20 protein-coding genes and 1 pseudogene are annotated in these 24,328 nt (G+C 67.8%); 10 read left to right on the forward strand and 11 right to left on the reverse strand.

All coding sequences use genetic code 11. The features are described from left to right. Nucleotides 1-31: 31 nt before the first annotated feature. On the reverse strand, nucleotides 32-1,036 hold the full coding sequence (locus AC1Q6V_RS32520; protein ID WP_058698602.1) for a Bug family tripartite tricarboxylate transporter substrate binding protein: 1,005 nt from the start codon (nucleotides 1,034-1,036) through the stop codon (nucleotides 32-34). A gap of 332 nt (nucleotides 1,037-1,368) precedes the next feature. On the opposite strand from AC1Q6V_RS32520, the gene AC1Q6V_RS32525 reads away from it, so the two are divergent. Further along, a complete protein-coding gene (locus tag AC1Q6V_RS32525; protein WP_454749141.1) occupies nucleotides 1,369-4,074 on the forward strand; it encodes a winged helix-turn-helix domain-containing protein in 2,706 nt (901 codons plus the stop codon). A gap of 40 nt (nucleotides 4,075-4,114) precedes the next feature. Here the strand turns inward: AC1Q6V_RS32525 and AC1Q6V_RS32530 are convergent, their stop codons facing one another. Both AC1Q6V_RS32530 and kbl read right to left on the reverse strand, forming a co-directional pair. Next, a complete protein-coding gene (locus tag AC1Q6V_RS32530) occupies nucleotides 4,115-5,071 on the reverse strand; it encodes an L-threonine 3-dehydrogenase (protein WP_010813492.1) in 957 nt (318 codons plus the stop codon). Beyond that, the gene (gene kbl, locus AC1Q6V_RS32535) at nucleotides 5,071-6,270 is read right to left on the reverse strand and encodes a glycine C-acetyltransferase (protein WP_010813493.1); all 1,200 of its coding nucleotides are present in this window, start codon (nucleotides 6,268-6,270) and stop codon (nucleotides 5,071-5,073) included. Before kbl ends, AC1Q6V_RS32530 begins: the two co-directional genes overlap by 1 nt. Before the next feature lie 103 nt (nucleotides 6,271-6,373). Between kbl and AC1Q6V_RS32540 the strand changes: the two genes are divergently transcribed. Further along, entirely contained in the window at nucleotides 6,374-6,970 is a 597-nt protein-coding gene (locus tag AC1Q6V_RS32540) for a helix-turn-helix domain-containing protein (protein ID WP_010813494.1), read from the forward strand. A gap of 35 nt (nucleotides 6,971-7,005) precedes the next feature. Here AC1Q6V_RS32540 and AC1Q6V_RS32545 read toward each other — a convergent pair whose 3' ends face one another. From AC1Q6V_RS32545 to AC1Q6V_RS32580, 8 genes are read right to left on the reverse strand one after another with little or no spacing between them, the layout of a single operon-like run. Further along, nucleotides 7,006-8,175 carry a xanthine dehydrogenase family Fe-S subunit gene (locus AC1Q6V_RS32545; RefSeq protein WP_454749140.1) on the reverse strand — a complete coding sequence of 390 codons (1,170 nt, stop codon included), beginning with the start codon at nucleotides 8,173-8,175 and terminating at the stop codon, nucleotides 7,006-7,008. 9 nt (nucleotides 8,176-8,184) lie between these two features. Next, nucleotides 8,185-9,012 carry an FAD binding domain-containing protein gene (locus tag AC1Q6V_RS32550; protein WP_454749139.1) on the reverse strand — a complete coding sequence of 276 codons (828 nt, stop codon included), beginning with the start codon at nucleotides 9,010-9,012 and terminating at the stop codon, nucleotides 8,185-8,187. A gap of 3 nt (nucleotides 9,013-9,015) precedes the next feature. Then, the gene (locus AC1Q6V_RS32555) at nucleotides 9,016-11,412 is read right to left on the reverse strand and encodes a xanthine dehydrogenase family protein molybdopterin-binding subunit (RefSeq protein ID WP_011616815.1); all 2,397 of its coding nucleotides are present in this window, start codon (nucleotides 11,410-11,412) and stop codon (nucleotides 9,016-9,018) included. A 33-nt stretch (nucleotides 11,413-11,445) separates the two neighbouring features. Next, the gene (locus AC1Q6V_RS32560; RefSeq protein ID WP_010813498.1) at nucleotides 11,446-12,072 is read right to left on the reverse strand and encodes an N-carbamoylsarcosine amidohydrolase; all 627 of its coding nucleotides are present in this window, start codon (nucleotides 12,070-12,072) and stop codon (nucleotides 11,446-11,448) included. A 2-nt stretch (nucleotides 12,073-12,074) separates the two neighbouring features. Then, nucleotides 12,075-13,130 (reverse strand): 2,5-dihydroxypyridine 5,6-dioxygenase NicX family protein, encoded by a 1,056-nt coding sequence (locus tag AC1Q6V_RS32565; RefSeq protein WP_010813499.1) that lies wholly within the window; start codon nucleotides 13,128-13,130, stop codon nucleotides 12,075-12,077. A 16-nt stretch (nucleotides 13,131-13,146) separates the two neighbouring features. Further along, entirely contained in the window at nucleotides 13,147-13,974 is an 828-nt protein-coding gene (locus AC1Q6V_RS32570) for an alpha/beta fold hydrolase (RefSeq protein ID WP_010813500.1), read from the reverse strand. A gap of 9 nt (nucleotides 13,975-13,983) precedes the next feature. After that, nucleotides 13,984-14,736, reverse strand: coding sequence for a maleate cis-trans isomerase family protein (locus AC1Q6V_RS32575; RefSeq protein WP_010813501.1), 753 nt, complete (start codon nucleotides 14,734-14,736; stop codon nucleotides 13,984-13,986). A 21-nt stretch (nucleotides 14,737-14,757) separates the two neighbouring features. Beyond that, entirely contained in the window at nucleotides 14,758-15,720 is a 963-nt protein-coding gene (locus tag AC1Q6V_RS32580) for an amidohydrolase family protein (RefSeq protein WP_010813502.1), read from the reverse strand. A gap of 439 nt (nucleotides 15,721-16,159) precedes the next feature. On the opposite strand from AC1Q6V_RS32580, the gene AC1Q6V_RS32585 reads away from it, so the two are divergent. The 8 genes and pseudogenes from AC1Q6V_RS32585 to AC1Q6V_RS32620 all read left to right on the forward strand — a co-directional run bounded on the left by AC1Q6V_RS32585 (nucleotide 16,160) and on the right by AC1Q6V_RS32620 (nucleotide 24,317). After that, nucleotides 16,160-17,764, forward strand: a complete 1,605-nt coding sequence (locus tag AC1Q6V_RS32585; protein WP_010813503.1) for an MFS transporter — start codon at nucleotides 16,160-16,162, stop codon at nucleotides 17,762-17,764. A 165-nt stretch (nucleotides 17,765-17,929) separates the two neighbouring features. Beyond that, nucleotides 17,930-19,147, forward strand: a complete 1,218-nt coding sequence (locus tag AC1Q6V_RS32590) for an ABC transporter substrate-binding protein (RefSeq protein WP_439672539.1) — start codon at nucleotides 17,930-17,932, stop codon at nucleotides 19,145-19,147. Nucleotides 19,148-19,154: 7 nt separating this feature from the next. Then, nucleotides 19,155-19,962 (forward strand): annotated as a pseudogene (locus tag AC1Q6V_RS32595) (ABC transporter ATP-binding protein). Beyond that, entirely contained in the window at nucleotides 19,959-20,696 is a 738-nt protein-coding gene (locus tag AC1Q6V_RS32600; protein ID WP_010813506.1) for an ABC transporter ATP-binding protein, read from the forward strand. The pseudogene AC1Q6V_RS32595 and the gene AC1Q6V_RS32600 overlap by 4 nt, the downstream one beginning before the upstream one ends. A gap of 10 nt (nucleotides 20,697-20,706) precedes the next feature. Next, entirely contained in the window at nucleotides 20,707-21,591 is an 885-nt protein-coding gene (locus AC1Q6V_RS32605; protein WP_010813507.1) for a branched-chain amino acid ABC transporter permease, read from the forward strand. Further along, nucleotides 21,591-22,637: a branched-chain amino acid ABC transporter permease gene (locus AC1Q6V_RS32610; RefSeq protein ID WP_011616808.1), complete on the forward strand. Its 1,047-nt coding sequence runs from the start codon at nucleotides 21,591-21,593 to the stop codon at nucleotides 22,635-22,637. Before AC1Q6V_RS32605 ends, AC1Q6V_RS32610 begins: the two co-directional genes overlap by 1 nt. Before the next feature lie 82 nt (nucleotides 22,638-22,719). Further along, entirely contained in the window at nucleotides 22,720-23,025 is a 306-nt protein-coding gene (locus tag AC1Q6V_RS32615) for a non-heme iron oxygenase ferredoxin subunit (RefSeq protein WP_011616807.1), read from the forward strand. 11 nt (nucleotides 23,026-23,036) lie between these two features. After that, nucleotides 23,037-24,317 carry an NAD(P)/FAD-dependent oxidoreductase gene (locus AC1Q6V_RS32620; protein ID WP_454749138.1) on the forward strand — a complete coding sequence of 427 codons (1,281 nt, stop codon included), beginning with the start codon at nucleotides 23,037-23,039 and terminating at the stop codon, nucleotides 24,315-24,317. Nucleotides 24,318-24,328: the final 11 nt, after the last annotated feature.

The raw sequence follows: 24,328 nt of genomic DNA on the forward strand, positions 1-24,328 counted from the left end.
CTGCCTGCCGCCATGCCCTGCCGGGGCCGCGTCAGTCCAGGCGGATATTGGACGCCCGGATCGCTTCAGCCCAGTAGGTCTGCTCCACCTTCACGACATCGGCAAAGGCCGCGGGCGAGCTTCCCTTGACGATGATGCCGAGATCGACCAGCCGTGTGTGCAGCTCGGGGTTGGCCAGCACGCGGTTGACGTCGGCAGACACCTTGTCGACCACGGCGCGCGGCGTCGCCGCCGGCGCGAACAGGCCCAGCCAGCCCTGGCGCTCCAGCCCGGGCACGCCCGCCTCCTGGAAGGTCGGCACCTCCGGCAGCAGCGGCGAGCGCGACTGCCCGGCCACGGCGACCACCTTGAGCTTGCCGGCGCGCGCATGCGTGCGCGCGGTGACCGCGGCCACGATGCCGGCGGGCAGTTGTCCGCCAAGCAGGTCGTTGACCAGCGGGCCCTCGCCCTTGTAGGGCACGTGGGTCAGTTCAACCCTGGCGTTGCGGCCGAAGACCTCCATCTGCAGATGCCCGCTGGAACCCAGCCCGTAGCTGCCATACGGCAGCGGCTTGCCCAGCTTGCGGATGTAGTCGATCAGTTGCTTCACGTTGGCCGCCGGCACGTCGGGCTGCACCACCAGCGCCAGGTTGGAGGTCGCCAGCTCAGAGATCGGCGCGAAGTCACGCACTGCGTTGTAGTTGGCCTTGCTGTACAGCAGCGGCGCCTGGACCAGGCCGGTCAGCGCGAACAACAGCGTATAGCCGTCCGGCTCTGCCTTGGCCACCATGTCCGCGCCGATCATGCCGCCGGCACCCGGCCGGTTGTCCACCACCACGGCCTTGCCCCATGCCTTGGCCAGGCCGTCCGCGACCATGCGCGCGACCACGTCGCCGGTCCCGCCCGCGGCGTATGGCATCACGATGCGCACCGTGCGTGCCGGGAAATCCACCCCCGCACCACCCTGCGCGCGCGCACCCAGCCCAACCCCTGCCAGCGCCGCACCTGCGACGCCCAGACCCATTTGCTGCAGAACCCTGCGCCTGCCTTGCTGCATACCTTGTCTCCTGTGTCTCGTCTCCGGCAGCCGGCCTCGTGCCGTGCCGGCATCCTGCCGTGTCATACCCGGCCAGCCTCTGCGGGCCGCTGCCGGGAGCGCGTGCGGGTCAATGTAGGAGGCTCGGGCACCGCTGTCGTCCATCGAAGGGAGGAAATTCGGCAAGCCGGCAGAATCGTCCAAACGAACTAGGACGCAACCCTCAGGGCCGTGGAACAATCGCCCGGACCTGATGCCCTCCCGCCAAAATATTACCGATACAGCACTTATGATCTTGTCTGCCACAGGCGGGCCAGGGTGGCGGTGACGGGCATCGCCCCCAGGAGAGTGCATTGCATCCCTTTGCCAACCACGCCGTGAGCGGCGGCCCGCTGCCGACGGTGCTCGCGTCCAAGCTCGCGCCCCCCGTGGCGCACCCCGCCACGATCGGCCGGCCGCACCTGGTCGCGCGCATGGCACAGGACCGCGCCGCGCGCGTGATCCTGGTGCGGGCCGCGGCCGGCTTTGGCAAGACCACGCTGATGCAGCAATACGCGGAGCATTGCGCAGCGCAGCAGCAAGCCACGGTGTGGCTGCGCCTGGATGCGGGCGACAATGACCTGCAACGGCTGCTGGTCCACCTGGACGCCGGCTTGGACGCGCTGCGCGGCGGCAAGCGGCGCGGCGCGGCAGCGCCGGAGCCGGCCAGCGGACCGCGCCTGGCGCAGCGCATCCTGGGGCTGGTGGGCGCCGCGGCGCAGCCGTTCGCGATCATGCTGGATGATTTCGAGACCTTGCAGAGCCTGCCGGCGCTGGACCTGGTGCAGCAGCTGATCGAGGCGATGCCGCCCTGCGGCATGCTGGTGATCGGCTCGCGCACCGCGCCGGAAATCGGCCTGGGCCGGCTGCGCGCGCGCGGGCAGTTGCTGGAGATCCCGCCCGCCGCCCTGCATTTTTCCGTCGACGAGGCCGCGCAGCTGCTGCGCAGCCGCTGCGGCCTGCCGCTGCGCGACAGCGACATCGCCACGCTGCATCGCCGCACCGAAGGCTGGGCCACCGCGATATACCTGGCCGCGCTGTCGCTGCAGCAGTGCAGCGACCACGCCGCCTTCGTCGCGGTGTTTTCCGGCACTCACCTGGAGCTGGGCGAATTCCTCGCCGAGGACATCCTGGCGCGGCAGTCCGACGCGTGCCGCGCCTTCCTGCTGGAAACCAGCGTGCTGGGGCAGCTGAGCGCGCCGCTATGCGACGCCCTCACCGGCCGCGCCGACGCGCGCGCGATGCTGGATCACCTCGAACGCGCCAACCTGCTGCTGTTCCCGCTCGATGCCGAACGCACGTGGTACCGCTACCATCGGCTCTTTGCCAGCTTCCTGCAGCACCGGCTGGCCGTGCAGGCGCCGGAGCGGGTCGCGCCGCTGCACCTGGCCGCCGCGCACTGGTACCTGGAGCACGGCTACCCGATCCCCGCAGTGGACCACCTGCTGCAGGCGGGCCGTCATGACGAGGCGCTCAGCGCCATTGCCAGCCAGTCCGACTCGCTGCTGGGCACGGGCCGGGTGCGCCTGCTGTTGCGCTGGTTCGAGCAGATCCATCCCGCAACGCTGGCGCGGCAACCGGCGCTGGCGCTGACGCGCGCGTGGGTGCTGCTGCTCAACCGGCGCCACGCCGAAGCCATGGCCGCACTGGCGTCATTCCAGCCCGAACTTGAGCAACCCGGCGACGACAACCAGCGTGCGCGCCTGGGGGTGGAAGCACAGACCATCCACTGCGTGCTGCTGGCCATGACCGACCAGGTCGAGGCCTGCCGCGATGCCGCCGGCGCGCACCTGCGCCGCCTGGCGCCCGACGAGCCCTTCCAGTACCGCATCCTGGCCAATTCGCTGGCCTACGCGCTGATCTGCACGCACCGCTACGACGAAGCGCGCAGCGTGCTGTCGCGGGCGACGCTGCGCGCGCAGCAGCCCCAGCCGGTACGCAGCCTCAGCGACACGCTGGAGGGCGTGATCGACCTGGTGCAGGGACGCCTGGGCAACGCGCTGGCGCGCCTGCGCGCCGCGTCCGGCGACAGCCCGGGCAGCGACGTGTTCTGGGCACTGGCGCTGTATGAGCACGATGCGCTGGAAGAGGCCGGGCGCCTGCTGGCCAATGCGCTGCCCTACAGCAAGGGCAACGGCCCGCCCGATTCGCTGATCGCCTGTCACGTGCTGAGCGCGCGGCTTGCGCTGGCGCGCGGCGACCGCGGCCAGTGGCTGCAGCGCCTGGCTGAACTGGAGCAACTGGGACAGCAGTCCGGCACCGCGCGCATCGTGTGCTCGGCCTGGCTGGAGCGGGCCCGCGTCGCCACGCTGGAAGGCAAGCTGGAAACCGCATCGCAGGCGTTGCAGGCGGCCGACCTGTACGGCGGCTGGGAAGCGCTGGACGCCACCGGCCATGCCAACGACATCGACCGGCCTTCCATCGCGCGCTGCCGGCTCGACATAGCGCGCGGCAATATCGCGCCGGCGCTGTCCGCACTGGATGCCGCCATCGACGCCGCACTGGCACGCCAGCGCTACTGGCGCCTGATCCGGCTGCGCGTCCTGCGCGCCACCGCGCTCGACGGCATGCAGCAGCGCGATGCCGCCCTGCAGGAAATGACCGAAGCCCTGCGCCTGGCCAGCCATGAAGGCTTCCTGCGCTCCTTCCTGGAAGAAGGCGAACGCGTTGCCGTGCTGCTGCGGGCCTGGGCAGGTGTCCATCTGGCACAGGCAGCAGCGCTTGGCGTGGCCGAGCCCTTTGTCGCGAGCCTGCTCGCGCGGCTTACCGACGCCGGCTCGACCAAGCCGGCCGCAGAACCGCCGGCGGAACCGGCGCACCAGCCCGACCCGCTGACCGGGCGCGAACTGGAAGTGCTGCGCATGCTGTCCGCGGGTTACCGCAATCGGGTGATCGCGCAGAAGCTGTTCCTGTCCGAGCTGACCGTCAAGTCGCACCTGCGCCGCATCCATGCCAAGCTGGGCGCGCAAAGCCGTACGGAAGCGGTGGCTCTGGGGCGCGCGCGCGGCCTGATCCCGTGAGCCACTGCGCGCACGCGCTTCCCGTTGGGGCCATAGCGCTTCAGCCCGCCAGCGTGGCCTTCAGGTTGGCAAGCATGTCCGCGACCATCTCCTTCAGTCCATACTGGGCCTTCCACCCCCAGTCCGCGCGCGCGACCGAATCATCGATCGAATCCGGCCAGCCCTGCGCAATCGCCTGGCGATAGTCGGGTTCATAGCGGATCTGGAAGCCCGGCACCTGCTCGCGGATGGCCGCGGCGATCTGCGCGGGCGTGAAGCTCATGCCGGCGATGTTGTAGCTGCCGCGCTCGCTCAGCTTGTCCGCCGGGGCTTCCATCAGTTCGATGGTGGCGCGGATCGCATCGGGCATATACATCATCGGCAGGGCTTCGTCTTCCTTCAGGAAGCAGGTGTAGGGCTCGCCCGTCACCGCCGCATGGAAGATGTCGACCGCATAGTCGGTGGTGCCGCCGCCGGGTGGCGTCTTGTGCGAGATCAGGCCCGGATAGCGCACGCTGCGCACATCCACGCCGTGGTTGGCGTGATACCAGCGGCACCAACCCTCGCCCGCCTGCTTGGAGATGCCGTAGACCGTGGTGGGCTCCATCACGGTCTTCTGCGGTGTCTGTCCGGCAGGCGTGGTCGGGCCGAAGGCTGCAATCGAGCTTGGCCAGAACACCCGCTCCAGCCCGGTCTGCCGCGCCAGCTCCAGCACATTGAGCAGGCTGGTCATATTGAGGTTCCAGGCCCACTGCGGCGCCTTTTCGCCGGTGGCGGACAGCGCGGCGGCCAGCAGGTAGACCTGGGTGATGCCATGGCGCTCGACCACGGTGGCCAGCTCGCCGCGGTCGGTGGCGTTGAGCATCTCGTGCGTCAGGTGCACATGGCGGCCGGTGGGCACCACGTCGGAGGTGATCACGTTGGTGCGCCCGTAGCGCTCGGCCAGCGCCAGTGCCAGTTCAGACCCGATCTGGCCGTTGGCGCCGACAATCAGGATCTTCGGTTTGCCAGCTTCCATCAGATCAGCCCCAGTTCACGGCCAGCCTGGCCGAAGGCATCCAGCGCCGCCTGCAGCGCGGCCTCGTCATGCAGCGCGCTCATCTGCACGCGGATGCGCGCCTGGCCCTTGGGTACCACCGGGTAGAAGAAGCCGACCACGTACACGCCGAGCTCCAGCAGGCGCTGCGCCAGTTGCTGCGCCTTGTCGGCGTCGTAGACCATGATCGGGATGATCGGGTGGTCGCCCGCCTTGACGTCGAAGCCCAACCGGTCCAGTCCCGCGCGGAAGAACCTGGTATTGCCCTCCAGCCGGTCGCGCAGCTCGGTGCTGGCTTCCAGGATATCGAGCACCGCGATCGACGCGCCCACGATGGCCGGCGCCACGGTGTTGGAGAACAAATACGGCCGCGAACGCTGGCGCAGCAGTGCCACCACTTCCTTGCGCGCGCTGGTGAAGCCGCCGGAGGCGCCACCCAGCGCCTTGCCCAGCGTGCCGGTAATGATGTCGATCTTGCCGAACACGCCGCGCGCCTCATGCGTGCCGCGCCCGCGCTGGCCCATGAAACCGGTGGCATGGCATTCATCTATGCCCAGCAGCGCGCCGTACTCGTCGCAGATCGCGCGCATCTCGTCGAGCCGCGCCACGGTGCCGTCCATCGAGAACACGCCGTCGGAAAACACCAGCGTGTAGCGCGCGCCGTCGGCCCGCGCCTGCTCCAGTTGCACGCGCAGGTCGTCCATGTCGTTGTGCTGGTAGCGGTAGCGGCGCGCCTTGGACAGGCGGATGCCGTCGATGATCGAGGCATGGTTGAGCGCATCGCTGATGACCGCGTCTTCCGCGCCCAGCAGCGTTTCGAACAAACCGCCATTGGCATCGAAGGCCGAGCCATAGAGGATGGTGTCCTCGGTGCCGAGGAAGGCCGACAGCCGCGCCTCCAGCGTCTTGTGCAGGTCTTGCGTGCCGCAGATAAAGCGCACCGAGCTCAGCCCGAAGCCATGCGTGCGCAGCGCTTCATGCGCGGCCTCGATCACCTGCGGGTGCGACGACAAGCCAAGGTAGTTGTTGGCGCACAGGTTGATGACCTCGCGGCCGTCGGTGGTGCGCACCCGCGCACCCTGCGGCGTGGCGATCACGCGCTCGTTCTTGAACAGCCCCGCCGCGCGGATGCTTTCGAGTTCGGTACGGATGGATGCATAGAATGCCTCGGCATTCGACATGGATGGCTCCCGTTGGTGTGCGAGGGATATGCTAGGATTCGATCGATAAATCGAACACGTTCTGTATATCGAACATTTTGCGCAATATAACGAACATTAATCCATGACGCAAGCCCTCGCCCAGACCCCGCAGGCCGATGGCCCGCCCGCCGTCGGCATGGCGCTGCAGGCGCTGCGCCAGCAGCAACGGCTGTCGCTCGATGAACTGTCGCGCCGTGCCGGGGTTTCCAAGTCGATGCTGTCGCAGATCGAACGCAACCTGGCCAACCCCACTGTGGCGGTGCTGTGGCGCCTGGCCAATGCGCTTGGGGTGAACCTGACGGACTTCCTCGCCGGAGGCGCCGCTGAGCGCCCCGCCGGCGGCATCACCGTGGTCCAGCCGCACGCGATCCCGTCGCTGAAAAGCCCTGATACCCGCTGCGACCTGCGCATCCTGGGCCCGATCGACCTGGCCGGGCGCTTCGAGTGGTATGAGCTGACCATCCAGGCCGGCGGCGTGCTGGCCTCCGAGCCACACGAGGCCGGCACCCAGGAACACCTGTCTGTGCTGAGCGGATCGATGACAGTGCGCGCGGGTGCCGATGAAAAGAAGCTGAGGCACGGCGAGACCGCGCGCTATGCGGCCGATGTCGCACATGCGATCTCCAATGGCGGCAAGACCACTGCCACCGCACTACTGGTTGTAGTGCATCCGGGCTGACGCGGGCAAGGGTTGCGACAGCCCGGAGGGCGGGTTCAGCGGGCGCCGAACCACCGTTTGACCCGCTCCCACAGCACGCCGAAGAACATCGCCGCGGGATTGAGGCGTACCGCCTGGTTGCGTTCGGCATCGCTCAGCGTCGGGTCCATCCGGCGCGCCACCGACTTGCCGAAATCCGCAATCATGCGCCGCACGAAATCGCGCACCAGCCCCGACCGCGAGAACTGCGCCAGCGGCCCCTGCAGCGAATACTGCAGGTCGACCGCAACCTCGGTCTCGTGCGCGGCAAGCGCCTTCAGCTGGTAGGCGATGTCGCCCGCGGCCTTGGAATTGCTGAGCGAGTCCTGCCCCGCCCCCTTCAGCACGCCGCGCTTGTTCGCGTCGTCGCGCTGCAGGCGCGCGGCGCCTTCGAACCTGGCGGACATCGGACCGAACTTGATGGCGATATGGCCCTTGACCTTCTCCCCCTCCATTTCAGTGAGCACCGCACCCGGCAGGCAGCCTGCCACGGCCGGCAGGTCGGCCATGAAGGCCCATACCGCGTCGAGCGTATAGGGGACGGTGAAGCCGCCTTCGATGCGCGACCAGCCCTTGCGGTCGGCTGACCGTTCCGCCTCGACGCCGGTGCCCGCGGCCAGGTGAGGCAGCGTGCCGAGCGCTTCGTCCGCAACCGCAAAACCGGTGAACGGCGCTTCGGCCGGCGCCGCGCCCGCGGCGTGCCGCGCAATCACGCCGGCTGTTGCGCGGCGTGCGTCCAGCACCGAGCGGATGGCGGCGACGATTCCCATATAGCCGGTGCAGCGACACAGGTTGCCCGACAGCTCGTGACGGATGGTGGCGTCGTCGGCGTCGGGCAGGCGCAGCACGATGTCGCGCGCGGTCGCCAGCATGCCCGGCGTGCAGAAGCCGCACTGCAGCGCGTGGTGCTGGTTGAACGCCGCGCGCAGGCCGGCCATCACGGCATCGTCCTGGTAGCCTTCGACGGTGACGATGTCGGCGCCCTGGCAGGCAGCCGCGAAGGTGATGCACGAACGCACCGGCTTGTCGTCGAGCAGCACGGTGCAGGCGCCGCACACGCCGTGCTCGCAGCCGAGGTGGGTGCCGGTCAGCCGGTGCGTGTCGCGCAGGAAGTCGCCCAGGTGCGTCCGGTCCGCGCACGCGCCGGAAACCCGGCGGCCGTTGACATTGAATTCGATGGTCTGCACGGGCGCTCCTCAGTTCAGCATTTGCGTGACGCAGCGCATCACGACGGTACGGTAAAGCTTGCGGTCGATGGCGTCCTTGCCGGGCGCGGCCTGCGCCACCGCTTCGTCCACGGCACCGGCGGTGAGCGCCGCGGCGCCTTGCGCGGCGACCGCGCGCGTGAGGCCGGGCAGCACCACCGGCGGTCCGTCCAGCGCGCCGAGCACGATGCGTGCGAAGCGGCGGCCGGCATCGAAGTACGCGGCGCAGCTGGCTTCGGCAAACTCGCCGGTCTTGCGGCACAGCTTCTGGTAGCCCCAGCGGCTGTGCGCGGTGGCGTGCGGCACGCGCACGGCGGCGATCAGCTCGCCATCGGCCAGCACCGTGGTGTAGGCGCCGATCATGAAGGCTTCCATGGGCACCTCGCGCGTGCCGGTGCCTGATGCAATCTCGATGCGCGCACCCAGCGCGGTCATCACCACGACCCAGTCCGCGGCCGGGTCCGCATGGGCCAGGCTGCCGCCAACGGTGCCGCGGTTGCGGATCGCGCGGTAGGCAATGCCGCCCGCCACGGCCTGCAGCATGGTGCCCTGCAGCGGCGCGAACACGCCGTCCTCGATCTGCGCATGGGTCACGCAGGCGCCGATGCGGATGCCATCGGGGGTGGACGCGACTTGCCGCAGTTCGGCCAGCCCCGACACATCGACCACCGTGTCAGGACGGGTCAGCCGCAGGTTCAGCATCGGGCCGAGCGACTGGCCTCCGCCCATGGTCTTGGCCACGTCGGTGCCCGCGCCAAGGCGGGCCAGCGCGTCCGGCAGCGAGCCGGGCGCATGATAGGAAAAAGCGACGGCTTTCATCGGTCAGGCTGCCTTCTTGCTCTGTGCGCCGGCCACTGCCGCATCCAGCGCTTCAAGGATCTTTCTCGGGGTCAGCGGCGTCTCCTGAAGTTCGACGCCGAAGCCGCGCAAGGCGTCGTTCACCGCATTGAAGATCGCCGCCGGCGGTGCGATGGCACCGCCCTCGCCCATGCCCTTGGCGCCGAATTCCGTATGCGGCGACGGCGTCTCGAAATGATGGATGCGGATCGACGGAATCTCGGTCGGCCCGGGCAGCATGTAGTCCGCCAGCGTGGAAGCCAGCGGCTGCCCGTTGCCGTCATAGCGCATCTCTTCGAACATCGCGGTGCCGATGCCCTGTGCCACGCCGCCATAGGTCTGGCCCTCGACCACCATCGGATTGATCATGGTGCCGCAGTCCTCCACCACCACGTAGTCCAGGATCTCGACATGGCCGGAATCGGTGTCGACTTCCACCGCGACCGCATGCGTGGCGTAGGTGAAGCTGCCGGTGTCGACCGCGGGCTTGAAGCCCATGGTGACCTCCAGCCCTTGCGCATCCACATCGGGCGGCAGCAGGTGGGGATTGATGTACCAGGCGTCGGCAATACGGCCGATGTCGATGGCGTCGGCATCGCCCGCACGAACCGCGCCGGCTGCAAACGTTACCGCCTCCACCCGCTGCCCCAGCATATGCGCGCCAATCTTCTGCAGCCGCGGCAGCAGCGCCTTGCACGCCCGCGACACCGCGCCGCCCGACATCACCAGCGAGCGCGAGGCATAGGTACCGGTGGAGAACGGCGTGAGTCCGGTATCGCCGTGCACCAGCTTGATCCGTCCGATGTCGATGCCCAGGATCTCGTGGGCAATCTGCGCGAAGGTAGTCTCCATGCCCTGCCCGTGCGAGTGCACGCCGACGCGCACCTCCAGCCCGCCGTCCGGCGTGATGCGCACCGTCGCCGAGTCGAAGCCGGGGATCACCGGCGTGCCCCAGGCCGCGAACACGGAAGTGCCGTGCGCCGACTGCTCGGTGTAGGTGCCAAAGCCCACGCCGACATAGCGGCTGCCCTGCGGACCCGCCTGCTGCCGCGCGCGGATCGCGGGCAGGTCGATCATCTCCATCGCCTGGCGCACGCTGGCCGGGTAGTCGCCGCCGTCGAAGTGCTTGTTGGTCACGTTGACGTAAGGCATGGACTGCGGCGGCACCAGGTTTTCAACGCGCACTTCCCACGGCTCGCGTCCCACCTCGCGCGCGATCGCGTCGATCATCAGCTCCATGGCGAAACAGACGCCGGTCCGGGCCACACCGCGATACGGCACGAAACCCGGCTTGTTGGTGGCCACGCAGGTAGTCTCGCAGCGGTATCCGTCGAAGGCATAGGGACCGGGCAGGTTGCCGATCGCCTGCCCCGGCTCCAGCCCGATGGTGAATGGCCAGACCGAATAGGCACCGCCGTCGATGGCAATGTTCGCGTCCAGCGCCAGCAGGCGGCCGCGCTTGTCGGCATAGGCGGTAAGCTCGTAGTGATGCTCGCGCGAGTTGGCGCCGGCGGTCAGGTGCTCGCGCCGATCCTCGATAAAGCGGAACGGCCGCTTGTAGGTCAGCGCCAGCCAGGCGATACAGAGCTCTTCCTGCTGCAGCACGCATTTGTAGCCAAAGGCGCCGCCAACGTCCGGCGAGATCACGCGCACGCGCGCCTGGTCCAGGTCCAGGCAATGGCTCAGGATGGTCCGGATCATATGCGGCACCTGGGTGGCGCTGTACACCACCAGCTGGTCGAACTGGTGGTCCCAGTAGGCCAGCACCGCCTTGCCCTCCATCGGCACCATGCACTGGCGCGCCAGGTTGACCTTGCGGTGAACGACGACGGAGGCCTCGCGCTGGCGCGCCTCGAAGTTCTTGTCGATATTCAGCGTCAGGAAGGTGTTATCGCGCCAGTGTTCGTGCACGCGCACCTCGCCAGCGAGCTGGCGGGCCTGCGCCACGTCGGTCAGCGCGGGCAGCTCGTCGAACTCGGCCACCACCTGCTCGGCGATGTCCTCGGCTTCGGCGCGCGTGGGGGCAAAGGCCATGGCAACGGGCTCGCCGACAAAGCGCACCTTGCCGCTGGCCAGCGGCGCCTGAGCCGACGGCTGGTAGGACGGGAACGCCGAATCCGCGACGATGTCCCGCGCCGCCGCCATGTCCTCGCGCACGATCACCGCTTGCGCGTGGCGCGCGGGCTTGGTCACGGACAACAGCCTGGCATGCGCCACGGGGCTGCGCAGGAAGGCCACCTCCTGCAGGTCCGGCATGGCGATGTCCGCGACAAAGCGGCCCTTGCCGTGCAGGTGCCTGGCGTCTTCCTTGCGCGCCACCCGGGCTCCCACGCCCTGGCCGCACCCTCCTTCCGAATGATCCGGTTCCATCGACGATGTCATTGTTTTATCCGTCCCGATGATTCATGCAAGCGCTCATTCGCGCACCCCGATGGCCGCCAGCCCTTCCGCGCGCGTGGTGACCGTCGCATATTTCTGCTCCATGTCGAACAGGTTGGCCTGGTGCGGTCCAAGCGCGCGGTCGCCGACGCAATCCGACAGCACCAGCGGCCGCAAGCCGTACTGCATGGCGTCCACCACGCTGGCGCGCACGCAGCCGCTGGTCACCGCGCCGGCCACCACCAGCGTGCGCACGCCGCGCTGCGTCAGCCAGGCGGCCAGCGACGTACCGAAGAACGCCGACGGCACGGTCTTGCGCACCACCAGCTCGCCCACCCGCGGCGCCAGTTCTTCGACGATGGCGCTGTTGCGTTCGCGCTCCTTCAGCGACAGCATGTTCGGCACCTTCATGGAAAAGATGTTGTGGTCCGAACCATCGTCCGCAAAGACGATGCGGCTGTGCGCAATCGCCCAGCCTTCGCGCCGTGCCACGGCCAGCAGCGGCACGGTGTTGGCGATGGCCTCGCGGATATTGCCGCCGCCGAACACCTCCGGGTCGGCAAAGCCGTTGACGAAATCGACCACCAGCAGCCCGAACGGGCCCGCCAGTTCCAGGTCGTTGCCGAAGCCCTGGCGCTGGTACGCGCCGATCTCCTTGTGCATGGCTACTTCTCCTCCGGGTAGCGGAACCCGTCCATGACCTTGCCGCGGCTCACCACATCCACGCCGTCCAGGCGCACGGTGCAGTTGCGCACGGGAATATCGATATGGCAGGCCGTGGTGCGGCTGCCGCCGGCTTCGTTATTGGGGCCGAGCGAGAACAGGAAGTTGCCCTCGAACGCGCGCGCGTCCATGCCGATGGTGGCCTCGCGATCGTACAGCCCCAGCGTGGACCAGTGCGCGCGCGGCTGCAGCCCCCAGCCGATATGCGAGATGGCATAGGCCTGCGGGTCGTTGAAGGAGGCCATGTACTCGCTCAGCAGTTCGGCGTGCAGGCCGCCTTCGATGCGCGTGGCGAAGCCGCCCTCCACCGTCAGCATGACCGGCTCGGTGACGTAGGTCTTCTGCGGCAGCAGGATGTCGCCGCGCTCCAGCACGATGGTGCCATTGGCAGCGCCCTCGTTGGGCCAGGTCAGCGCGAAGCCGCTGGGCCAGTGGTCCCAGCGCCCGGGCTCGTCGACAAAGCCATACTCGCTGATGGCCGGGAACTCGCCCAGCGGGCAGCGCAGGTCGGTGCCGGCCGGCGACACCACATGCATCTCCTTGGCGCGGGCCAGCCGCTCGGAGGCGGCCTTGACGCGCTCGCGGTCGGCCTCGCAAGGCACCAGGCGCGTCAGCACCTCGGGCGGCTCGGCGGCCAGCAGGATTTTGGTGCCGCCCTTCAGGATGTCGTGCTGTTCGGGGGAGAACAGCAGCGTCATCAGGTCCAGCACCAGGTCGCTTTCCCTGAGCGCGGCAATCGCGGCCCGGTTGCCCGTGAGCGGGGTCGTGCCCAGGTAGGCCAGCGCGTCGCGGCTCAGCGCCTTTTCGCCGTTGACGGGCGGCAGGTCGAGCCGGTTGACGATGGCACCCATCGCCTGCGTGGCGATCAGCGCGGTGGAGAGCGTCTGCGGGTGGGTCGCGGCGCTGGTCAGGATGGTGACGGTCTGCCCCGGCTCCAGCCGCGACAGCTTCAGCACCTTGCGCCAGGCCTCGATCATCTGGTGGTCACTTACCGGCATGTCGCCTCCTTGCTTGTCATTGCGTCAGCGGCGCGCCGAGGAAATCCCCAAACGCCGCGTAAAAGCCCGCTTCGTCATCCCACGGGATCATGTGGCCGGCCCCGGCAACGTGGCTGACCAGCACCCCCGGCAGCAGCGTGCGGATCTCCGCCACGTCTTCAGCGCGCACCACGTCGCCACGCCCGGCGGTCATCAGCAGCGTCGGCACCTTGACCCGGGGCAGATCCGCATGGATGTCGTCGCGATGGAAATCCTCAAAGCTGCGCACCACGGCGTCTTCGTTGCAGGTATGCAGCCATTCGGCGCGCAGGCGCAGCTGCTCGTCGGTCCAGGTCGGGCAGAAGCGGCGCATGCCTTCCACGTCGGTGCCCTGGTGCGACAGGCGGATGGAATCCACATACCACGGCAGTTGCGCAGGATACGCGCGGCGCCCGGGCCCCGACACCGGCGGGTCGACCAGCACCAGTCTGGCCAGGCCGCCAGGCCGGCCCGCCGCGGCGCGCACGCCGATGCGCGCGCCCATCGAATGGCCAACCACGCTGTGGCGGCGCAGGCCAAGTGCCTCGGCAAAGGCCACCACGTCGCGGGCCTGGGCGTCGAGGCTGTAGTCCATCCCGGCCTCGGCCGACGACAGGCCACGCCCGCGCACATCCAGCACATAGGTATCGAAGCTGGCGCCAAAGCGCTCGCCGACGAAGCCCCAGGTGATTGCCGGGCTGGTGATGCCCGGCACGATGATCACGGGATCGCGCGCGGCGCGTTCACCGTCGTTTCCACCATAGCGCAGGAAGTGCTGGCGAATGCCGTTGGCATGGACATGCCCGCCATAAAGGAAGGTGGTCATGGCAAGCCCTCAGTAGGCGCCCGACAGCAGCGCGCCGGCGCCCGGCACGACCGGCTCCAGGTCCAGCGCCTTGAGCATGGCGTAGGTCGTGGCAATGGCCGCGGTGATGACCGGCTTGCCCGTCATCGCCTCTACCTTTGCCACTGCCGGCAGCGACGGCATCTGCACGCAGGCCGACAGCACGATGGCATCGACATCCGCCAGGTTCATCTGCGACACGATGCCCGGCAGCCGCGCCGGATCGTGGCGGCCGACCTCAAGGTTGTCCGGAATCTCCAGCGCACGGTAGTCCACCACCTCATAGCCTTCGTTGCGGATGTAATCCACCACAAGCTCGGTCAACGGCTTCAAGTATGGCGCGACCACGGCGATGCGGCGCGCGCCGATCACGCGCAGCGCATCCACCAGCGCACCGGCGCTGGTGATCACCGGCGCGTCGCCGCCATTCTCGATGGTGTGGACCTTCAGGCGCTGCTCCGACTTGCGGTGATAGCCGTGGCCCATGGCCATGATGGCGACCAGGCAGGCGTAGCCGAGCACGTCGACGCGGGCGTCGCTAAGTTCCACCGCGCAGCGGTCGGATTCGGCATCCATGGCGGCCAGCTCTTCCTTGACCACCTTCTTCATGCGCATGCGGCTGGAGTGGAAGGTGAAGCGCTCCGGACGGATCTGCTGGCGCGCCAGCAGCATCCCGGGAATCTCGGTTTCCATGGTCGTGTTCGAGCTGGGAACGATCTGGCCGATGCGAAAGACTTTTTGCATGAGGGTCCTCGGGTTGTACGGTTACAGCTTGAGCAGGCGTTGCGCGTTGCCGTGGCAGACCAGCGCGCGCATGGTGTCGTCGAGCGGCGCGTCCTCGATGAACTTCGCCGCGACTTCGGTGGATTCGTAGGGATAGTCGACCGAGAACATCACGGCCTCAGCGCCGAGCTCGGCAATGGCACCGGCCAGCGCACCGTGCGAACACACCCCCGAAGTGGTGATGACGATATTGGTGCCGATGTATTCCGAAGGTGAGCGCTCCAGCCGGACGCCGTGCGAATAGACCGCAAAGCGGCTGTCGAAGCGCCAGCGCTGGTACGGCAGGCCCTCGCCCATATGGCCGAGGATGAGCTTCAGGCGCGGGAAGCGGTCGAACACGCCGCCGAACAGCAGCCGCAGCGCATGCGATGCGGTCTCGACGCCCCAGCCCCACGCCGCGCCGGTCAGCTCGGGGTGGCCCGCCAGGACCTGCGGCTGAACCAGCGCGTCGGTCGGGTGCAGGTACATGGGCACGTCCAGCGCCTGCATGCGTTCCCAGAAAGCATCGTATGCCGGGTCGTCGTAGTAGCGCCCGTGGGTATGGCCGTTCACCAGCGAGCCCTTGAAGCCAAGCTCGCGCACGGCGCGTTCCAGCTCGCGCGCGGCCTGTTCCGGGTCGTGCATGGGCAGCGCGGCAAAGCCGGCAAAGCGCGTGGGGTGGCGCGCGATCTGCGCGGCCAGGAAGTCATTGCTCTCGCGCGCCCGCGCCACGGCGAGGCCGGCATCGGGCTCGCCCTGCACGCCCGGACCCGTCTGCGACAGCACCGTGATGTCGATGCCGGCGCGGTCCATCTCGGCAAGGCGGTCCTCGTCGAAATCGGCGAGGCGGCGGCCCAGCTCGGCAAACACCGCCGGATCAATATGCTGCGTGAACGCCTTGGAATAGGCCTGAAATCCCGGCGTCATGAAATGCTCTTCGAGGGCGATCTTCTTCACTTTGGTCATGCTGGTGGGGGCTCCTGATTGGTGAAATCGCTTCGCTGCGGGCGTGTGCTGCATGGCATGCGGCGTGCACCGATGCAATTGATCAGTACACTGATTAGTTTCGGATTCTAGTCAGCGAATTTCCAAAAGTCTAGAAACGGCGCGGAGGGTTAACACCTATAACGATGACCATAGGTGCTCAGTACACTGAGCCCAGATGCTCAGTATGCTGACGATATTAAAAGGCCATTTAAATAGGCGATTTCGGGCATTCCGGCACATTGTGGACTGGCCCGCATTTTGCTCAGCATACTGCGTTTCTCATCAGCATACTGACTGATGCACCGGAAGGATGCGGCGCTGCACTGCGCGAGGGACCGACAGGCCCTGGCCAGCGGCGCCGGCACCGCCGGGACGAGCAGACATATAGAGACAATAGCTAGACCAAAGGACCCCCGCCATGACGATCAGCCTGACTCGCAGCGAGACACGCGCCCCCGCATCCGGCATGACAGCCGAGGAGCGCAAGGTCATCCTTGCCTCTTCCTTCGGCGCCCTGATGGAGTGGTACGACTTTTACATCTACGCCGCACTGGCGGTGTATTTCGGCGCACTGTTCTTCCCCAAGGGCAATGAGACTGCCGCCTTCCTGGCCAGCCTGGCCACCTTCGGCGCAGGCTTCCTGATACGGCCGGTGGGCGCGCTGCTGTTCGGCCGCCTGGGCGACCTGATCGGGCGCAAGTACACCTTCCTGGTCACCATCCTGCTGATGGGTGTTGCCACCGTCGGCGTCGGCGTGCTGCCCACGTATGAGCAGATCGGCATCACCGCCACGGTGCTGCTGGTGTTGCTGCGGCTGCTGCAAGGCCTGGCGCTGGGCGGCGAGGTCGGCGGCGCGGTCACCTACGTGGCCGAGCACTCCCCCGTGCACAAGCGCGGGCTGTACACCAGTTCGCTGCAGACCACGGCAACGCTGGGCCTGCTGTCCTCGTTGCTGGTCGTCTACCTGCTCAAGACCTTCCTGACCGAGGCCGAGTTCCGTGACTGGGGCTGGCGCATTCCCTTCATCGTGTCGCTTGTGATGCTGGTGATCTCGGTCTACATCCGCGGCAAGCTGCATGAATCGCCGGTCTTTGCCCGGATGAAGGCTGCCAACACCACCTCGAGGGCGCCGATCCGCGAGAGTTTCACCAACTGGAAGAACCTCAGGTCGGTGCTGCTGCTGTTCGTGGTGGCGGCGGGCCTGGGCGCCATCTTCGGCACCGGCCACTTCTACTCTATGTTCTTCCTCAACAAGACGCTGCACGTGCCGCTCGAAACGGTCCACATGCTGATCGGGATCGCGCTGGTGGTGGCCACCCCCTGCTACCTGCTGTTCGGCTGGCTGTCCGACCGCATCGGCCGCAAGTACATCATGATGGCCGCCTGCCTGCTGGCGGCGGTGTGCATCCAGCCGGTGTTCAAGGGCCTGACGCACTATGCCAATCCGGCGCTCGAACAGTTCCAGCAGCAAGGGGCCGTGCAGGTGACGGCCGGCGACTGCAAGGCGCGCCTGTTCGGCGAGCCGGTGTCCGCCTGCGACAAGATCCGCGGCTACCTGACCGACCTGGGCGTGGGCTACACCTTCGTGCCGGCCAGCAATCCGGCGCAGGCTGAAGTACGCATCGCGGATCGCACGCTGCAGGGCTTTGACCGCGACGCCATCAAGAGCGCGCTGGTGGCGGCCGGCTGGCCCGAGCGCGCGGACCCCGCCAAGATCAACACGCCGATGGTATTCGTGCTGCTGCTGGTCCCGATCCTGTTCCTGGCCATGGTGTACGGGCCGATGGCGGCCTTCATGGTGGAACTGTTCCCGGCCCGGGTGCGCTACACCTCGCTGTCGCTGCCCTTCCACCTCGGCGCGGGCTGGGTCGGCGGCATGCTGTCCTTCGTGGTCACGGCCATGAACGTGGCCAGCGGCGACGTCTACTTCGGCCTGTGGTACCCGGTGATCATCGCCGGTCTGGCCTTTGTCATCGGCATGCTGTTCGTGCCGGAGACGCGCGGCCGCGATCTGGCCACCTGAGCGGCACTACGGGTGAAGCTGAAGGGCGGATCTCTCCGCCCTTTCTTCCGGCAAACTATTCAGCATACTGAGTTTATCCGCGCTACCCGCGGCGCAGCGATGGCGCCGCGGTCTGCCGACGCAGCAACCATTCCAATCTTTCGCGTAGACAACCTGGAGCCCCTGATGTCCACCTCTCGCATCCTCCGCACCCTCGCTGCGTCCTCCGCCCTGCTGGGCCTGGCCGCCGCCACGCCCGCACTGGCCGACGCCAATGGCGTGAAGATCGGCGTCATCACCGACATGTCCGGCTCCTATGCCGACCTCTCCGGCAAGGGCTCCGTGCTTGCCGCGCAGATGGCCGTGGAAGAGTTCGGCGGCAAGGCCCTCGGCAAACCTGTGACGGTGCTTTCCGCCGATCACCAGAACAAGGCCGATATCGCCTCGTCGCTGGCGCGCCGCTGGTTCGATACCGATGGCGTCGACATGGTGATCGACTTTCCCAACTCGTCGACCGCGCTGGCGGTGCAGGAGGTGGCGCGGCAGAAGCAGAAGATCGACATCGTCTCGACCGGCGGCGCCATGGCGCTGACCAACCAGAACTGCTCGCCCACCGGCTTCCACTGGGCCTGGGACACGTATTCGGTGTCTTACCCGCTGGTGCGGCGCATGATCGAACAGGGCCGCAACAGCTGGTACTACATCACCGTGGACTACGCCTTCGGCCAGTCGCTGGAGGCAGATTTCCGCAAGGCCGTGGACGCAGGCGGCGGCAAGAACGTGGGCGCCACCCGGCATCCGCTCAACGCCAGCGATTTCAGCAGCCCGGTGGTGGCCGCCTCGGCTTCCAAGGCCAAGGTGGTGGTGCTGGCCAACGCCGGCAACGACATGATCAACGGGGTCAAGGCAGCCGGCGAGTTCGGCCTGATCAAGGCGGGCCAGACGGTGATCACGCCCTCCACCTTCATCACCGATATCAAGAGCCTGGGCCTGAACGCTGCGCAAGGGCTGACCTATGTCGACCCGTTCAAGCTCGACCTGGATGGCAAGTCGAAGGACTTCGTCGAGCGCTACTACAAGCGCCACAAGGCCTATCCCACGCATGGCCAGATCGGCGTCTATTCAGGCGTGCTGCATTACCTGAAGGCGGTGGAAGCCGCCAAGACCGTGGAAGGCCCGGCCGTGGCGGAGAAGATGCGCGCGCTGCCCGTCAACGATGCCTTCGTGCGCAATGGCAAGGTGCGTGTCGACGGCCGCATGGTGCATGACATGTACCTGGCCCAGGCCAAGACCCCGGCCGAGTCCAAGGGCCCGTGGGACCTGGTCAGGTACATCGGCACGATCCCCGGCGACGAAGCCTTCCGGCCGCCGTCCGCCAGCGAATGTCCCCTGGTGAAGAAGTGAGCGCGCCATGCCTGACACTGATGTAATCCTGCAGACGCAGGGACTGACCAAGGCGTTCAAGGGCTTTACCGCAGTCAGCGATGTCAGGCCTGTCCGTGCGGCGGGGCTCGATCCACGCGCTGATCGGCCCCAACGGCGCCGGCAAGACCACCTGCTTCAACCTGCTGACGAAGTTCCATGCGCCCTCGTCAGGCTCGATCCACTTCAACGGCACCGACATCACCGCGCTGCGGCCGGCCCAGATCGCCCGCATGGGGGTGATCCGCTCGTTCCAGATCTCGGCGGTGTTTCCGCAACTGACGGTGCTGGAGAACGTGCGCATCGCGCTGCAGCGCCGGCTCGGGACCTCCTGGCATTTCTGGCGTGGCAGGCGCTCCCTGTCGCGGCTGGACGGCCGCGCCATGGAACTGCTGGATGCGGTCGGCCTGGCCGGCTTCGCGCACCTGGGCACGGCGGAGCTGGCCTACGGGCGCAAGCGCGCGCTGGAACTCGCCACCACGCTCGCGACCGACCCGGAGCTGATGCTGCTGGACGAACCGACGCAAGGCATGGGGCATGAAGACGTGGAGACCGTCACCGCCCTGATCAAGCGCGTTTCGGCGGGGCGGACGGTGCTGATGGTGGAACACAACATGAGCGTGGTGTCGTCCATCGTGGACCGCATCACGGTGCTGCAGCGCGGCGCGGTGCTGGCAGAAGGGACCTATGACGAGATCTCACGCAATCCGCAGGTAAGGGAAGCCTATATGGGAACCACCGACGAACCCGAAGACCGCCACGCAGCCGCGGCGGCGCTGAACGCGGAGGCATCATGACAAGGACGGCCTCCCCTGCCCTCGAACTCCGCGGCCTGCACGCCTGGTATGGCGAGTCGCACATCCTTCACGGCGTGGACCTGACCGTCAACCCGGGCGAGGTGGTGACGCTGCTCGGCCGCAACGGCGCCGGACGCACCACCACGCTGCGCGCCATCATGGGCCTGGTCGGCATGCGCAAGGGTTCGGTGCGTGTGCACGGCCAGGAAACCATCGGCATGAAGACGCACCGCATCGCACCGCTGGGCCTGGGCTACTGCCCGGAAGAGCGCGCCATCTTCGCCAGCCTGTCCTGCGAGGAGAACCTGCTGCTGCCGCCGCAATTCGCCTGCACCCCGGGGGCGGTCGGACTGCGCGAGCCCATGACGCTGGGCGAGATCTACGAGATGTTCCCCAACCTGCACGAGCGGCGCAAGAGCCAGGGCACGCGCATGTCGGGCGGCGAGCAGCAGATGCTGGCGGTGGCCCGCATCCTGCGCACTGGCGCCAGCGTGCTGCTGCTCGACGAGATCTCGGAAGGCCTGGCGCCCGTGATCGTGCAAAAGCTGGCGAAGATGATCGCCATGCTGCGCGGCCGCGGCTACACCATCGTCATGGTGGAGCAGAACTTCCGCTTTGCCGCGCCGCTGGCGGACCGCTTCTTCGTGATGGAGCACGGCCGCATCGTCGAGGCCTTCGGCGCCGATGAGCTCGAACGAAAGATGCCCACGCTCAGCGCCTTGCTGGGCGTTTAAGGAGACTTTCATGGAATTGTTTGGAGTGCCCCTGCCCGCGCTGCTGAGCCAGTTACTGCTGGGGCTGGTCAACGGCTCGTTCTACGCGATCCTGAGCCTGGGCCTGGCCGTGATCTTCGGTCTGCTCAACGTGATCAACTTTGCGCACGGCGCGCTGTTCATGCTCGGCGCGGTGCTGGCCTGGATGGGCCTGAACTATCTCGGGCTCAACTACTGGCTGATGCTGGTGCTGGCACCGGTGCTGGCCGGGGCGCTCGGCGTGGTGCTGGAGCGCACCATGCTGCGCCACCTCTACCGCTTCGACCACCTGTACGGGCTGCTGCTGACGCTGGGCATCTGCCTGCTGATCGAAGGCGCGCTGCGCTCGATCTATGGCGTCTCAGGCCTGCCCTATCCCACGCCTGAAGGCTTGTCTGGCGTGAGCCAGCTGGGCTTCATGGTGCTTCCCAACTACCGCGCATGGGTGGTGCTGGCGTCGCTGGCGGTGTGCTTTGCCACCTGGTTCATGATCGAGAAGACGCGGCTGGGCGCCTACCTGCGCGCCGGCACCGAGAATCCGCGCATGGTCGAGGCCTTCGGCGTCAACGTGCCGCTGCTGGTGACGCTGACCTACGCGTTCGGCGTGGGCCTGGCCGCGCTGGCGGGCGTGCTGGCCGCGCCGGTGATGCAGGTCTCGCCGCTGATGGGCCAGAATCTGATCATCACGGTCTTCGCCGTGGTGGTGATCGGCGGCATGGGGTCGATCCTGGGCTCGATCTTCACCGGACTTGGCCTGGGTGTCTTCGAGGGTATTACCAAGGTCTACTACCCCGAAGCCTCCGCGACGGTGGTCTTCGTCGCCATGGTGTGCGTGCTGCTGGTGCGCCCCGCCGGGCTCTTTGGAAAGGAAAAATGATGGCAAGCGGAAAGCGTGCGACCTTCGCCTACGGACTGCTGCTGGCGGTCCTGCTGCTCGCGCCCTGGCTGGGCGCCTACCCGGTGCTGGTGATGAAGCTGCTGTGCTTCGCGCTCTTTGCCTGCGCCTTCAACCTGCTGCTGGGCTACACCGGGCTGGTGTCGTTCGGCCATGCGGCCTTCTTCGGCGGCGCCGCCTATGCCTGCGGCTATGCGATGAAGTTCCTGCAGCTGACGCCGGAGCTTGGCCTGCTCGCAGGCACCGCGTTCGGTGCCCTGCTCGGCCTGGTGTTTGGTGCACTGGCAATACGCAGGCAGGGCATTTACTTCGCCATGATCACGCTGGCGCTGGCGCAGATGTTCTATTTCTTCTGCCTGCAGGCGCCCGCGACCGGTGGCGAAGACGGCCTCCAGGCGGTGCCGCGGGGCGACCTGTTCGGCGTGCTGCCGCTGGCGTCGGACCACACCATGTACTACGTCGTGCTGCTGATCACCGCCGCGGCCTTCCTCGGCATCATGCGCATCGTCAACTCGCCGTTCGGGCAGATCCTGCGTGCGATTAAGGAGAACGAGCCGCGTGCCATCTCGCTGGGCTATGACGCGGACCGCTTCAAGCTGCTGGCGTTCGTGCTGTCGTCGGCGCTGGCCGGGCTGGCGGGCGCGCTCAAGACCCTGGTGCTGGGCTTTGCCACGCTCACCGACGTGCACTGGATGATGTCGGGCACGGTCATCCTGATGACGCTGGTCGGCGGCATGGGCACGTTGTCGGGCCCGCTGGTCGGCGCGCTGGTGATCGTGGCGCTGGAAAACAAGCTGGGCGACGCCGGCAATGCGCTCGCGGCCATGACCGGCATCGGCTGGTTCGAAACGCTGGGCGAATCGGTCAGCATGGTGACGGGGCTGATCTTCGTGGTGTGCGTGCTGACGTTCCGCCGCGGCATCATGGGCGAGATCCTGGCGCGCTGGCAGGCCCGCCCGTCGCTGCAGGCCGGCGCGCCCGCGGTGGGGCCAGCCGGATCCGGCGCGGCCAACCCGGGCCAGGGTTAACCAGAATACTGCGAGCATAAAACATCAGTACACTGATCTTATATATTCAGCATACTGACAAATCAAATTCACGGAGATCGCCATGGCATGGATTGAAATCGACGCCGCCCACGGCCTGCGGAACGACGAGGTAATGCCGCTCACGCTGGGGGACCGCCAGCTCGCCGTCTATCGCAGCGACGACCAGTACTTCGTCACCGACAACGTCTGCACGCACCAGTACGCGCTGCTGTCCGACGGCTACCTGGAAGACGGCTGCATCGAGTGCCCGCTGCACCAGGCCCGCTTCGACATCCGCTCCGGCAAGGCGATGTGCGCGCCTGCCACCAGCGACATCCGCACCTACCCGGTCAAGTTCGAAGACAGCCGGGTGTGGGTCGAGCTTTGAAGGAGCCGAGCATGCCACAAGACACGCCCATCCTGATTGTCGGCGCCGGCCAGGCAGGCGCGATGGCCGCTGCCGAACTGCGCAGGCTCGGCCATCGCGGCCGCATCGTCATGGCCGGCGGCGAACGCCATGCACCGTACGAACGCCCGCCGCTGTCCAAGTCCGTGCTCGCCGATGCCGCGCAGGACGGCAAGATTGGCGTGCACCCCGCCGGCTTCTATGCCGGGCAGGAGATCGAGCTGCGGCTTGGCATCACGGTCACCGCGCTGGACCCCGCGCACAGCGTGGCGCACTGCGCCGATGGCGAGGCCATTCGCTACGCCGCCTGCCTGCTCGCCACAGGCGGCAATGCGCGCGTCCTGCCTACGCTTCCCCCGGGCACGCCCCGCGTGCACTACCTGCGCACGCTCGACGACGCCGCCCGCCTGCGCGATGCCATGCAGCGCGCGCGCGAAGTGATCGTGATCGGCGGCGGCTTCCTTGGCCTGGAAACGGCCTCGACCGCGGCCGGCCTCGGCCTCCGGGTCACGCTGATCGAAAGCGCCGACCGGCTGCTCGGCCGCGCGCTGCCGCCTGAGCTTGGCAGCTGGCTGGCGCAGCGCGTGCTTGCGCAAGGCGTCGAGCTGCGGCTCGGCTGCGGCATCGCGGCCCTGGTGCCGCAGGCCGATGGCGTGCAGGTCAGGCTTGCGGACGGCGCGGCGTTGCAGGCGCCGCTGGTGGTGGTCGCGATCGGGCTGACGCCCGAGGTGGCGCTCGGCGCCGCCGCCGGCCTGGCGCTGGACCCCGCCAACGGCGGCATCCAGGTCGACCAGCAGGGCCGCACCAGCGCGGCCGGCATCTATGCCGCGGGCGACTGCTGCAGCCAGTACCAGCCCCGGCTCGGCGCCCACATGCGGCTGGAATCCTGGCAAAGCGCCAACGAGCAGGCGCGCATCGCCGCCGCCGCCATGCTGGGCGTGCAGGCCGAACCCGCGGCGATGCCGTGGTTCTGGACCGACCAGTTCGGCTGCAACGTGCAGATGCTCGGCGCGGCCACTCCCGATACCCGCTATGCCTGGCGCGGCATCGCCGCCAGCGACGCGCCCTGCCCCAGGTTCATGCTGCTCGGCACCCGGCACGGCCGGCTCAGCCACGCCATCGCCATCAATGCCGGCGGCGACCTGCGGCCGCTGCGCGCGCTCTTCGGCCATGCCGTCGAAGACCTGCTGCCACGGCTGTGCGATGACGCCATGCCGCTGCGACAGCTGGTGCGCGACCTCCCTACGGCAGCGGCCAGCCCCGCTACACTCTGAAAGGACTCCCA

The sequence above is a fragment of the Cupriavidus sp. GW823-FHT07B10 genome (genome assembly GCF_058794355.1).